The organism is Corynebacterium sp. KPL2895 (assembly GCF_040225815.1).
In the GTDB taxonomy this organism is placed as follows: Bacteria; Actinomycetota; Actinomycetes; order Mycobacteriales; family Mycobacteriaceae; genus Corynebacterium; species Corynebacterium rhinophilum.
Map to the genome: position 1 here is coordinate 22,124 of NZ_JBEHFY010000004.1, position 13,197 is coordinate 35,320.

Genomic DNA, 13,197 nt, shown 5'->3' on the forward strand with positions numbered 1-13,197 from the left:
CATGACTCAGCCGCGCTCTTCTTCCAAAAATTCGTCGTCCTCGCCGGATTGGGGACAAATTGGGATTATCGCCCTCGTCATCTTGGCCGTTATCGCCAGCATCGTCATGCTCATTTCCGGCTCGGCAGCGGCGCTCAAGATTGCGCTCATCGCCGCCTTGTGGGCCGCGGTGGTGGGCTTTTTCTTGGTGATGCGCTACCGCCGCCAGGCCGAGGAATCCGTGACCAAGCTGGAGCTGCAGGAGCGCGCCCACCGCGCGGAGCTCAAGCAGGCCCGCGCAGCCGAGGGCAAGGAGCTGCCGGATCAGCAGATCCTCGATGAGATTCGCACCGAGCTGGCCTCTATCCGGAAGCAGATTGAGGACTTGTCCGGCCACGAGTTCACCTACGAGCCCGCCGCCTTGCACGCGGAGGCACGCCGCATCATGGAGCTGGAGGCACAGACCGCCGCGGCGTCCCACCGCAGGGAAGAAAACGTCGACTTTGAGCAGGCGTCTTCCGGTGCGCCGTCTGCCGATGCCATCGCTGGCCGCCTAGGCAATCAACCCTCCGGCGCGCACGCGGACTCCAACCCGCTCAATGACATCATCAGCGAAAACACCCGCGCGCAGCGTAGCTCTTCCCGGACCGAGCAGCTTGCCGATGCCCCCATGCCAGCCAGCGCGGACCAGAAGCCAAAGGACGTTTCCTTCGATACCGGCAGCTTCCAGGCCGTACGCTGGGATTCGGGCGGAGATTCTGACATCAAGCGCCAAGGCTCCCAGCACGCGGGAACCGGCAGCGCGGCGCACTCTGGCGCCCGCGGTAGCCACCGCAAGCCAGAGGCTGATACCGCAGCTGAGCAGGCTTCCGATGCGGTGACCCAGAACATCCCGCAGCAGACCACCGGCAAGGATGCGCGCGAGGAATACAAGGGCTCGGGACACCACGTGGCTGCTGAGCAGAAGCAAGCGGCCACGCGCCGCCAGCAGCAGACCCGTGGTCGCCGCCGCAGCGATGAACAGCGCGATGGTTCCGTGTCCGTCTCGGAGCTTCTGGCACAGATGAAGAAGGATAAATAAATGCGTCCACCGCGCATGCGTGTTGCCCTTTTCGGGCGCAGCCTCGCCGGGATTTCCCTAGCCAATGCCATGGAGCGCGCTGGCCATACCGTGGAGATGCTTGATGATCCGGCCGAGCTTGGCTCCTTCCAGGCGTTGATTCTAGCGGTGGGTGAGACACGGTTGGATGCTGCTGTAGAGCTTGTCGAGGACCACGTGCACAAGGGCCTGATCGCTTTCCATACCTGCCTGTCGCGGGGCGTGCAAGGCCTCGATCCGCTGGAGACTCACGGTTGCATCGTGGCGGCAATAGCGCCCATGGCAGGCGGGCGCTGGGCAGTATCCACGCTGGATGAGCTGGGTGAGAGCATTGCTGACTTCGTATTGAGCGAATTCCGGGCGCACGCAGTGCCGCTTTCCGATGCCGAGCGTCCCGCCTTCGCCGCCCGCTCCTACTACATAGAAATGCTTAGCCGCCTGCATCTAGCAGCTGCCGTTGAAGCCAATTTCTTTGCCGAGTTCGATGAGATTCCACCGTCCGAATTCGACATCGATTCAGAGGACATCATTGCGGCCTATCGCGGGGCCACGGATCCCGGAATGCGCCGCCACTACTTAGAAACCGCTCGGCGCTTAGGCGAAGTAGAAGACCGCACCGAATTAGAAATGTGGGCCTTGCAGGAGGAATCCCGATGAGCTTGAAGATGGGACAAGCCACCGTTGTCAGCGAGGTCGATCGCATCCGCATGGTGGGAAGCGCCCTGCGCAAGACCGGTCGCCCCGTGGCCTTCGTACCACTGACCACCGGCGTGCATGCAGGGCATATCGCGCTGGTGCGAGCGGCCCGCCGTATTCGTGGCGCGGTGACCGTCGTGGCTCTCCAAGAGCCTCGCGGCGAGGACGTAGATCTCCTGCGCGCCGAGGGCGTGGATGTCATTTGGGATTACACTCCCGAGAAGCTCTGGCCGCATGGCCGCCGGATTACAATCTCGCCTCGCGACGCCGCAGACTTCCCAGCAGGCTTAGAGCCCGATTTGTCTGGCGAACTCACCCTTTACCTCACGCTGATGATGGCGCTATCGCCCACCGATGTGCTTATCGGTGAGAAGGACTACGAGCTGCTCTTGGCCATTCATCATGCGGTGCAGGACTTGCACCTGGGGGTTCGTGTGCAGGGCGTTCCCGCCGTGCGCATGCCCGATGGCGTAGTGATGAGCCTGCGCAATACGCGCGTGCCTGAAGATAAGCGCGAGGACGTAGCCGCCCTGTCCGCCGCGCTTACCGCTGGGGCACACGCCGCAGAGGCGGGCGCGGAAAAGGTCCGCGAGGTTGCCGCAGGTGTCCTAGAAGCCGCCGGAGTAGAACCGGAATACTTAGAATTGCGCGGCCGCGATCTGGGCGAACCGCCTGCCGAGGGCGATGCCCGCCTGCTGGTCGCTGCCACCATTGGCGGGGTCAGAGTAATTGACAACGTTGGCCTGCCGCTGGGGATTGGTTTCACTAATATTGAAGAGCACGAGGCTAAGGCCGAGCTCGAGCGAGAAAAGCAGCGCGAGCAAAACCAATCCCCGGAGGACTAATGACCGAAATCCACATCCGCGACCTTGATCCGCGCGATGAACCCAAGGCGATTGAGTTTGCCATCGAAGGCATGCACCTGCATTGGTTTGTGAAGAACCCGCGCTTCGAGCGTGCCTATGGCCGTTATTTTTGGGATTTAGAGCGCGCCCAAGCCACCGATATCTTGGCAGCCTATGCCGATGATGGGCGTTTCCTCGGCGTGATTTTGGCATCGATTAAAGGCGAACCAGCGCTGCCGTATCCGTGGTGGCGCAAGGCCTATGTCAAGGCCGTGGATCTCTTCAACAGCCTGCGCCCTGGCGGTCACCGCGGTGACTACGATGCCGCGAACGAGGACATGTTGTTAAGCTACTTGGCCGAAAACACCGTGGATGGTGAAATCGGCTTCCTCGTCGCTGACCCAAACTCGGGTGTGAAGGGTGTGGGCACCGCGCTCCTCGAGGCCTTTGAGGAGCGCCACCCCGGCAAGGATATTTACCTCTACACCGACGATGGCTGCACCTATCAGTTCTACGATTCCCGCGGTTTTGAGCGGGTGGGGGAGAAGGAAATCTCCATCGATAAGGACCGCGACCTTACCTGCATGCTGTACGTCCGCCACGTGGCGTGAGGCTACCGCGTCACGCCACGCAAACGAGCGCAGCTTCACGCCACGCATCTACATCGGCGAACGCTACAGACTTCGCGGCACGAATCTTCGCGATGCGATTTTTCGCGGCGCGGGTCCTCCCGGCGCCGCGCCACGTTAGTTCGCCAGCGCGCCCATCGGATCCCACGCCGGCAGGGTGGTGATCTCGGTGGACTTGAGCGCTTCCTGGTATTGCCCAGGCAGGCGGGACGGGTGGACGGCGATTTCGAAGACGTACTCGTCAAACCAGTCATCGGCCATGGTCCAAAAGCCCTTATCGCCCTTCTCGGTGCCCCAGGAATTTTCCACGCGCCAGCGGGTGACCTCGCCGGACTCGGCAACATCTGCGCCGGTAAAGACCATCGCATGCGTCATCAAGGACTCGTGCAGGCGGAGGCGGTCTGGCTTTTCGATGCCCATTTCCACCCCATACAGCCCCTCATAATCGTGCAGGCGCTTGGCCCAGACGCCGCTATCGGCATCGGATTGCTGGCTGTTATCGCAGCCGAACCAGACGGGCTGGCCATCCTCGATGGCAGAGCGGGTGGCATCGCGCAATACCTCAACCGGGGCGTTGAGGTAGGTGACCTTTTCACCGGCGACGTTGCCTAGGTAGTCCACGGTGTAGAGCTCACCGTAGGAATTGCGCGGGTCATTGACCACGCAGACATACTCGCCCAGGTCCTTGGGGAGGTACTCGCGGGCGAAGTCCTGCGGGGTATAGGTGCCCTCGCGGTGGAAGTTATCGTCCTTATCGCGGTACTGCCACTGGAACTCTGTGGGCGGGAGGCCGAGGTTGGCGGTGAGGATGCGGTAGACATCGGCAAGCGCCTGCTCCTGTGCCCCAGACTTGCCCGCGCGGATCTGGTGGGAGGCGCGGCGCAGGAAGGTCTGCAGGTTGCGGTTGAGCATGGCGCTGGACTCAGAGGATGCGGTCTCTGACATGGCGTACTTGGGCACCACGCCGTACTTTTCCACCAGCGAGACGAACATGGACCACTGGCCGCCATCGCCAATAGGGTCATCCATGAGCTTGGTCAAGGTGCGGTCCGTAATATCGCGCTCCTTGAGCTCGTCTACCGCGGTGAGGAACCAATTGGCCTTTTCCAGCTTGTCGTAGAAGTACAGGTGGGTCTGCGAAAGCTCGAAATCCTTGATGTTGGTGCGGTCCATGATGTCACCGCGCAGGGAATCCAGGCCTGCAAAAATCCAGCAGCGGCCAGAAGCTTTCTGGTTGGCCGCGCCCCACTTATCGAGCTTGTGGCTGGTCGCCGTGGTGAGCTCGCGCACGAGGTCGCGGTCGACGCTCAGCTTATCGATGCCCTCCTGCGCCACCGCATTCCGCGCCGCCCTGATGGCCGGCTCGCTGGTGAGGGTGGAGTTGGTGGTGTGAACTTCCTGTGGATTAATCTCATTCATTTTTCGATGCTCCTTAGTTCATCCGGTCCCAGAAGGGAAGCTCAACGGGCTCGGTCTCTAGTGCTTGTTGCTGCTCGGAAGTGAGGAATTTCTTGCGCACGGCGATGTGGAAGACGTTTTCGCCGAACCATTCATCCGACATCGTGGCAAAGCCCTTGCCGGGTACCTCGTCGGCGTCGTCTTTGCCCGGTGGCTTGGTGCCCCAGGAGTTCTCCACGCGCCATGCACGGGGTGCACCATCAACTCCGGTCAGCGCCATCGCGTGGGTGGGCGCAGATTCGCCGGAGGTAAAGCGCTCCTCCTTGCTCATGGTGGAATCGATGCCGTAGAGGCCATCGGTATCAACGAGGCCTTCGTCCCACACGGCGTTCTGGAAGGAGAACTGGCGGGAGACATCGCAGCTAAACCACACCGGTTCGCCGGCGTCGATGCTGGCGCGTGCGGCGGCGCGCAGCTCGTCCACATCGACGTTGAGGTAACCGGCGGCCTGTCCACCGGCGAGGTTATTTACTCCAGCGCTGGTGTAGTAGCGGTGCTTGTCGTTGGTGGTACGGGGGGCATCGGCAAGCACGACGTACTCGTCCAACTTCGGCAGGTACTTATCCGCAAACTCGCGCGGGGTGGAATGCACGCGGAAGAATTGCTCGTCCTTGGTGCGGTAGCTCCACGTAAATTCCTCGGGCGGGGTGCCCAGGTGAATGGCGAGCACGCGTTGTATATCGGTGCGGGCTTGCTTGATAATGCCCCCGCGATCCCCCTCGCCTTCCACCGCACGGTGCGCGGCGCGGCGGATGATGGTGGCGATATCGCGGTTCATCTGGTCGGTGTGGCCGGACGAGTGCACCTCCGGCATGACCTCGGCCGGGACGGCGCCGTACTTGTCCACGAGGTTGGTGAAAAATGACCACCAGCCGCCGTCTTCGCCTGTGAGCTCGAGGGAAGTAGCCACGTCGCGGTCATCCCAGTCGGTGCCGTCTTCGGTGAGATCCAGCAGCTGGTTGAGCGCGAAGTTGGCGCGCTCTAGTTTGTCGAAGTACTGCAGGTAGGTAAAGGAAAACTCAAAGTCATCGATGTTGAGCTCCTTGGCCGCGCGGTGGCGGAATACGTTGAGCGCGGCAAACATCCAGCAGCGCCCGGAGCGCATCTGGTCGGTGACGCTGAGGCTATCGAGTTTTACCTCGGTGGTGGGGTAGAGGGCGGTAATGCGGTCGCGGTCGAGGGCCGCCTTGGCCACCCCTACGCTGGTAATGGCATTGCGCGCGACGCGCAGCTGGGAGTCCGCTGCAGCCTCCTCGCGCAATTGGGACAGGAAGTCATTGGTGAGCAAAGTCATATTCACCGTTTTAGCAGACTGCGATCTCACCCGAGGTCGCTGGGTGCTGGATGGGCAGTTAGAGATCGCTCCAGATCGCTATAGATGCTCCGCCAGCCGCGCCACGGCTTCGGGGCTTCCCACCTCTTCTGGAAGCCAGGGGATTTCGTGGAATGGGGTATCGGGAAGCTTATCGTGCAAGAGCGCCAGGGCCTCGTCCTCGGCGGCGCGCCGGGAGGCCAAGAACTCGCCTTGGTCCGCGGGCGTGCGGCGGTTGACCAGCATGGAGCCCACCCGCACGCCATTGCCGGTGAGATCCGCGTGGAACTCGGAAGACTCCAAGACGGGCAGGCGCTCGGCGGTGAGCACGATGTGGAACACGGTCTTCTTTGAGGTCAGCGCAGTGCGCAGGTGCTCGAAGCGCTCGCGGCGCTGGAAGAGCGTGGCGCGGATTTCCTGGTTGCGCCGGTCCACCGGATCATTATCGGTGCCGGACTCCGCGGACATCCCGCGCACCAATGAGCCGAATTTATCGGACTTCTCGCGCCGGGCAAGCAGCCCATCGGTATAGGCAGCCATGATTTCTGGCAGGGCCATCAGCCGGGAGGTGTGACCGGACGGGGCGGTATCGAAGATGAGGTAGTCATACTCGTTAGCGTTTGCGACCAAGGTGGCCATGCGCTCCAAGAGCGCCGCCTCCTGCGTGCCGGGGGATTGGCGGGCCAAGTCTAGGTGCTTTGTTACCTCGCCGTGCAGGTGCTCCGGCATGAAGCGGCGCATCGAGGCGCCCACGTTCGCGAGGTGTTCCTCGGTGGCCCGTGCCGGATCGAGCTCGATGGCGGAGAGGGATGGGGTGAGGTGAGTGGGGGCATCGGAAAGCGTGGCATCAAAGATATGCCCCAGGTTGTGCGCCGGATCCGTGGAGACCAACAACACGTTGTGGTCCGGGGAAAGGGACAGGGCCGTGGCCGTGGCGAGGGTGGTCTTGCCCACGCCGCCCTTGCCACCAAAGAACATGATGGGCGCGGTTTCTAGCAGCATTGAATATTCTCCAGGGGTGATTTATCCATGCCCATGCGCGTGTGCCAGGCGTGGAAATCTTCGTAAACCAGCGGCAAAAGCTCCAGCGTGTAGTAGCTGGCGGGGTTGGGGATGCCGAGCGCCTCCGAGGCCACCAGCATCATAAAAAGGTCATCTTCTTGCTGCTGGGCCTTGGCAAAGACGGCGCGGTACGGGGCTTGGTAGAACTCGTTGAGCCCCGCACCGAAGGCCTTAAGCTTGTCGAGCATGCTGGGGAAGGGGAGCGTCGGAATCGTCGTCGGTCCACTCCAGCGGCGGTTCCTTGCGTGCGTTGGAGATAGCGCCGATCGACTCCACGATGACCCAGATGGAGGCGATGACGATGACGACGTCCATGCCGAAGAGCAGCCAGTTCTGATCCGCGAACAGGGACTTGAGCTGTAGCAGCGCTGCCCACAGCGACATGATGGTGACGAAGATGAGCGGGATGATAACCGGCAGGGTAGGCCGACGCAGATGGGTGAGGATGACCACGACGATGGCCAAGGACAGGCTGGCCATGAGCTGGTTGGTGGTACCGAAGAGCGGCCAGATGGTCATGCCGCCGGAGCCGTCCGCGCCCGCAGAGAAGGTCAGGCCGAAGGCCAGGCCCACCGCGATGATGGTAGAGACTAGGGCCGTGATGCGGATACCCATGATCTCGCCAATTTCCTGGACCACGATGCGCTGCAGGCGCACGCCGGAGTCCATGGTGGTGGCGGCGAAGAGCACGGCCATCGTCGCCAGGATGGTGGCAGACAGCGAGGTGGGAATGCCCAGGCCCTCGTTCATCAGCGCGCCGCCGCCTTGCACGAAGGCATTGACGCCGCCGGCGTTCCACTCGGCGTAGATTTCCTCCCAATTCGCCAGGGTCTTAAAGCCAGCGGTGGTGGCGATGATGGTGCCGAGCGCCAGCAATCCCTCGCCCACAGCGCCGAAGTAACCCACGAAGCGGACATCGGTTTCCTTATCAATCTGCTTAGACGAGGTACCCGAGGCCACGATGCCGTGGAAGCCAGAGATGGCGCCGCAGGCGATGGTGACAAAAAGCAGCGGGAAAATCCCCGGGGTGCCGTCAGGAACGTTCTCACGCACGGCTGGGGCGGCGAGCTCCGGACGGGTGATGAGGAAGGAGCCGTACAAGATAATAAGCCCCACGAAAAGCTGCAGGCCATTGATGTAATCGCGCGGCTGGAGCAGCACCCACACCGGCAGCAGCGAGGCGATGAAGGCGTAGATAAATAGCAGGATGATCCACACGCCGTTGGCGGGAATGCCCAGGACCGTCTCCGGCAACACGACCGGGAAGCGGTCGCCCAAAACCATCAGCGAGTACAGCGCCACCACGCCCACGAGGGAGACCAGCGGCAGGTTCCAGTTCAGGCGGTAGATGGCCTGGCCAATCAGCAGCGCGACGGCAATGGCACCCCACGTGGGAATGACCGCCGAGGGGGTGGAAATAAGCAGGTTCGAAATCACCACGGCGAACGCGGCATTGACCATGAGCAGCAGCAAGAAGATTACGATGAGGAAGAGGTTGCGCCCGCGCTTGCCGATGTAGCGCCCCGACAACGTACCAATCGACTGACCCTTGTGTCGCTGCGAGGCCCACAGCGCACCCAAGTCGTGCATGCCGGCAATGAAGAAGGTGCCTAACGTGACCCACAGGAATGCCGGGAGCCAGCCCCAAATGACGGCCACTGCCGGGCCGATAATCGGTGCCGCACCCGCCACGGAGGTGAAGTGGTGGCCCCACAGCACATATTTATTGGTGGGAACATAATCCACGCCGTCTTTGAGGCGGTGCGCTGGGGTGGTGTAGTTCTCAGATAACCGGAAGATGTTCTTGCCCAGGAACTTGGAATAGAGCAGGTAGCCGGCGGCCATCATCGCGATGCCGACAATGGCGAGGACAAGAGAGTTCATAGTGTGTGTCTCCTCATAGGCGGGAAGGTGGCGTGTCTCACACGTGCGGACAGTATGCCATAACTCACGTATCTATTTGCTTGTGGGGGAGACCGGTGGGCAGATTTATATTTGGCAGGCGGGTCGGAGTACACCTCTTAGTTCAGTCGCAGTGGATAGACGAAAAGCACGGCCCCTGCTCCGAGAGGAACGAGGGCCGCGCGGTGGGTGCTTAAACCGAGTGGCGTTTAATTCTTATCGACGCCGATATTTCCGTCCTTCTTCCACACCACAACCACTGCTGGGCGTGGGGTGGACGTGCCGCCCTCTGGCCAGTGGGAGGTTTGCTTTTCAAAGGTGGCGTCATCGGTTTCGCCTGGGTGCTGGACGTTGACCATCACGCGCTCATCGGTGACGATGGGGCCGCAGGTCTCGGCGCCCGCCGGCACGGTCAGGAAGCACTTGAGCTCACCGCGGGTATCGCCCTCGGTGGTTACGGCGTAGAGGCCGTCGTTGGACTCGAGCGCGTTGCCGTCGGTGGAAATCCACATATTGCCGTGGTTATCAAAGGCCAAGTTATCCGGGCAGGAAATTGGGGATACCTTCTCCTTGTCAAAGCCACCGAAGTAGGTATTGGCCTCCTTCGGATCGCCACAGACCAGGAAGAGATTCCAGGTGAACTTTTCACCAGCGTGGTCATCTTCAACCTCCATGACCAGACCGTTCTTATTTTCCTTGACGGGAGCCCACTCCATCGGATCTTCCTTGTTCTTCTTGGCGTTTTCGCCGGTAGCACCGCGGTAGGAGTTATTGGTCAGGGCCACGTAGACCTTCTCAGAGTCTGGGTGGACCTGCATATCTTCAGGGCGGTCCATCTTGGTAGCGCCCACCTTATCGGCGGCCTCGCGGGTGTAGACGGCAACCTCTTCGGCGGACATGCCATCGACGTGGGACTCGAATTTGTTGTTCTCCGTATCGGAGGTCAGCAGCTTGATCCACTTACCTTCGCCGTCGAAGGCACCGTCCTCTGGCAGTACGCCGGAACCGTCGATCTCATCTTCTGGGGAGTTGCCTTCCATCTTGGCCACGTACAAGGCGCCGTGGTCCAAGATGCTGAGGTTGTGCTCGATGTTGCCTTCTTCGTACTTCTTGGTGGAGATGAACTTGTAGATGTACTCGAAGCGGGAGTCATCGCCGGAGTAGCACACGACGGTGCCATCGGAAGCGATGTGAATATTGCCGGCCTCGTGTTTGAAGCGTCCAAGCGCGGTGTGCTTGACCGGGGTGGACTCCGGGTCCAGTGGGTTAATTTCTACGATCCAGCCGAAGCGGTTGGGCTCATTCGGTTCCTTGGAGACGTCGAAGCGCTTATCAAAGCGCTCCCACTTGCGCTCGGATTCACCATCTTCCATGCCGAAGCGCTCAAGGGATTCCTGTGCCTTCTTGTCATCCAGGTTGGCGTGAGCGAAGTACTGGTCAAAGTTCTCCTCGCCGGAGAGCATGGTGTTCCACGGAGTGATGCCGCCGGAGCAGTTATTCAGGGTGCCCTTGACCTGCTTGCCGGTCTTATCGGCGGAGGTCTTCACAAATTCGGAGCCGGCTGCTGGGCCAACCAGAGTGAACTCAGTCGTGGCGGTGATGCGGCGGTTAAGCGGACCAAACTCGCGCTTGAGTTCACCGGTATTGCCCACCTTGGACACCTCCACGATGGAGTGGCCGTGGCCCGCCCAACCAATCTTGGCCTGCTCTTCGGTGGGGTTATCCGCATCGTAGTTGGGGAACATCTGCGGCTCGGTGGTGTACTCGTGGGAGCAGACGTAGATAAGGCGATTGTCATCATCCGGGTGCTCGATAAGTCCGGCGAAGTCGTTATTGAAGCCGAACTGCTTCTCGGCGGCCTCGGCCGTCTGGTTCTTATCATCAAACTCTGGCGCATCCTTGAACAGCGGGTCTCCCCAGGCGATGAGAACGGACTGCTTATAGCCATCCGGGATGACTACTTCGTCCTTTTCGTTCGGCTCAACTGGGTCAAACTTCATACCCTCTGCGGAGGTGAGTTCTACATTAGCCTCGGAAGTCTTTCCCCCCTTGGCCTCGGAGGAAGAGGCTTCATTGGAGACTTCATCCGGGTTGGAGCAGGCAGCCAACGCGGCGCCGCCGCCGACGGTTACTACGGACAAGCTGCCCGCGCGCAGAGCGGTACGGCGGGAGAACTGGTCACCGAAGTATGGGTTATCAGACTTGTTCTCACATTCACCGAAGCAGGCATTGCCGCACTTGTAGGTGCACGTCAAGCTGGAACGAGAGGATGCGAAGAGACTAGAGAGAAGGTTGCGGCCTTTAAGCGCCATTATTACTACTCCAAAGAAGGTCGAAAATATTGATAAGACATGGGGTCAGCCATATATATAAGGGGATGCCAGCAACAGTGCGTTGGCCTTGAGGTGACAGCGAAGTGAACTATGCGTAAATCTTTCTCGGGGTAGGGGCGCTATGGGCCAAATCGCGGGTAGCGGGCGGGATCGACTACCCTAGGCTAACGTGAGCGAGCAGAAGAATAATGAAGTAAACGATGTCCCTGAGCAGCTGCGCATCCGCCGCGAGAAGCGCGATCGCCTGCTCGAATCCGGCGTGGAGGCCTACCCGGTATCCGTCGAGCGCACTATCTCCCTCAAGGAATTGCGCCATGATTTCCGCGTAGTGGCCGAGGGCGAAGAGCCGGGCAATGAAGAGGGCGTGACCTACCTGGCCGCTGGTGAGGAAACCGAGGTCACCCACGCTATTGCCGGCCGCCTTATCTTCATGCGCAATACCGGCAAGCTGTGCTTTGCCACCTTGCAGGACGGCGATGGCACCCAGATGCAGGCCATGCTTTCGCAGGCCAAGGTGGGCAAGGAGCGCCTCGATGCCTGGAAGTCCGATGTGGATTTGGGCGACTTCATCTCCGTTAGCGGCCACGTGGTTGCGTCCCGCCGTGGCGAGCTGTCCATCATGGCTGAGGAATGGACCATGGCGGCCAAGTCCCTGCGCCCGCTGCCGGTGTCCTTCGCGGATATGGCTGAAGATACCCGCGTGCGCCAGCGCTATAACGACCTCATTATCCGCGAAGAGGCCCGCAAGAACGCCATGGTGCGCGTGAAGGTCATGCGTGCGCTGCGCAATTACCTGGAAGGCCAGGACTTTGTAGAGATCGAAACCCCGATGCTGCAGACCCTGCACGGTGGTGCGGCCGCTCGCCCGTTTATCACCCACTCCAATGCGCTCGATATTGACCTCTACCTGCGCATTGCTCCGGAGCTGTACTTGAAGCGCGCCGTCGTCGGTGGCATCGACCGCGTCTTTGAAATCAACCGCAACTTCCGCAATGAGGGTGTGGACCGCTCCCACTCGCCGGAGTTCGCCATGCTGGAGACCTACGCCGCCTGGGGCGATTACAATGATTGCGCCCGCATGACCCGCGAGTCCATCCAGTCCGTGGCCCGCGAGGTCTTTGGTTCTACCACCGTCACGCTTGCCGATGGCACCGATTTCGACTTCGGCGGCGAGCAATGGCCCGAAATCGAGATGTACCCGTCCTTGAACGAGGCCTTGCAGCGCAAGTTCCCCGGTCAGCCGGAGGTCACCATCGATACCGACGTGGAGACCCTGAAGGGCATCGCCAAGGTCATTGGCCTCGACGTGCCGCAGGGTGAAGGCTGGGGCCACGGCAAACTGGTGGAGGAAATCTGGGAGGTCCTGTGCGAGGACCAACTGGAAGGCCCCATCTTTGTGAAGAACTTCCCGGTCGAGACCTCCCCGCTAACCCGCCAGCACCGTTCCGAGCCCGGCGTGACCGAAAAGTGGGACCTGTACGTGCGCGGCTTCGAGCTGGCCACCGGCTACTCGGAGCTTGTCGATCCCGTCGTCCAGCGCGAGCGCTTCGAGGACCAGGCCCGCCTTGCCGCCGGTGGCGATGAGGAAGCCATGGTCTTGGACGAGGACTTCCTGGCCGCGATGGAACAGGGCATGCCGCCGACGGCCGGTACCGGCATGGGCATGGACCGCCTGCTCATGGCCCTGACCGGCCTCGGAATTCGCGAGACCGTGCTCTTCCCGCTGGTAAAGCCAGAACAGAAGTAGCCCATACCCGGCGCCCCCACTCGGTGCCCGCCCACGCAGGCACCCGTTAGCGCCCCGAAACCGGCTGCAGCCTTCCTTTGGCTGCAGCCTTTTTGTTTACCCATTGCACCCGCCGCGTGTGCCTCGCAGGCCGAG

Annotated in this window: 11 protein-coding genes; 5 read left to right on the top strand and 6 right to left on the bottom strand. The window is 61.2% G+C overall.

The features are described from left to right. The first annotated feature begins 1 nt into the window (after window position 1). The 4 genes from ABRP95_RS02560 to ABRP95_RS02575 are packed head-to-tail and all read left to right on the top strand — an operon-like array spanning window position 2 to window position 3,230. Window positions 2-1,060, top strand: coding sequence for a DUF6779 domain-containing protein (locus tag ABRP95_RS02560; protein WP_284796515.1), 1,059 nt, complete (start codon window positions 2-4; stop codon window positions 1,058-1,060). After that, entirely contained in the window at window positions 1,061-1,735 is a 675-nt protein-coding gene (locus tag ABRP95_RS02565) for a Rossmann-fold NAD(P)-binding domain-containing protein (protein ID WP_284782633.1), read from the top strand. Further along, entirely contained in the window at window positions 1,732-2,619 is an 888-nt protein-coding gene (locus ABRP95_RS02570; RefSeq protein ID WP_284782634.1) for a pantoate--beta-alanine ligase, read from the top strand. The genes ABRP95_RS02565 and ABRP95_RS02570 overlap by 4 nt, the downstream gene beginning before the upstream one ends. After that, window positions 2,619-3,230 (top strand): GNAT family N-acetyltransferase, encoded by a 612-nt coding sequence (locus tag ABRP95_RS02575; protein ID WP_284782636.1) that lies wholly within the window; start codon window positions 2,619-2,621, stop codon window positions 3,228-3,230. Before ABRP95_RS02570 ends, ABRP95_RS02575 begins: the two co-directional genes overlap by 1 nt. 135 nt (window positions 3,231-3,365) lie before the next feature. Here the strand turns inward: ABRP95_RS02575 and ABRP95_RS02580 are convergent, their stop codons facing one another. The 6 genes from ABRP95_RS02580 to ABRP95_RS02605 form a co-directional block, all read right to left on the bottom strand. Beyond that, window positions 3,366-4,667 (bottom strand): C1 family peptidase, encoded by a 1,302-nt coding sequence (locus ABRP95_RS02580; protein WP_349838903.1) that lies wholly within the window; start codon window positions 4,665-4,667, stop codon window positions 3,366-3,368. 13 nt (window positions 4,668-4,680) lie between these two features. Then, entirely contained in the window at window positions 4,681-6,000 is a 1,320-nt protein-coding gene (locus ABRP95_RS02585; RefSeq protein WP_349838904.1) for a C1 family peptidase, read from the bottom strand. A 78-nt stretch (window positions 6,001-6,078) separates the two neighbouring features. After that, window positions 6,079-7,020 carry an ArsA family ATPase gene (locus ABRP95_RS02590; protein ID WP_349838905.1) on the bottom strand — a complete coding sequence of 314 codons (942 nt, stop codon included), beginning with the start codon at window positions 7,018-7,020 and terminating at the stop codon, window positions 6,079-6,081. Continuing rightward, entirely contained in the window at window positions 7,011-7,268 is a 258-nt protein-coding gene (locus ABRP95_RS02595) for a cory-CC-star protein (RefSeq protein WP_023029243.1), read from the bottom strand. Before ABRP95_RS02595 ends, ABRP95_RS02590 begins: the two co-directional genes overlap by 10 nt. Continuing rightward, window positions 7,252-8,964 (bottom strand): carbon starvation CstA family protein, encoded by a 1,713-nt coding sequence (locus ABRP95_RS02600; protein WP_349838491.1) that lies wholly within the window; start codon window positions 8,962-8,964, stop codon window positions 7,252-7,254. The genes ABRP95_RS02595 and ABRP95_RS02600 overlap by 17 nt, the downstream gene beginning before the upstream one ends. A gap of 227 nt (window positions 8,965-9,191) precedes the next feature. After that, window positions 9,192-11,294: a PhoX family protein gene (locus tag ABRP95_RS02605; protein ID WP_349838906.1), complete on the bottom strand. Its 2,103-nt coding sequence runs from the start codon at window positions 11,292-11,294 to the stop codon at window positions 9,192-9,194. Between the two features lie 190 nt (window positions 11,295-11,484). Here ABRP95_RS02605 and lysS point away from each other — a divergent pair, with 190 nt between their 5' ends. Further along, window positions 11,485-13,062, top strand: coding sequence for a lysine--tRNA ligase (gene lysS, locus ABRP95_RS02610; protein WP_284770328.1), 1,578 nt, complete (start codon window positions 11,485-11,487; stop codon window positions 13,060-13,062). Window positions 13,063-13,197: the final 135 nt, after the last annotated feature.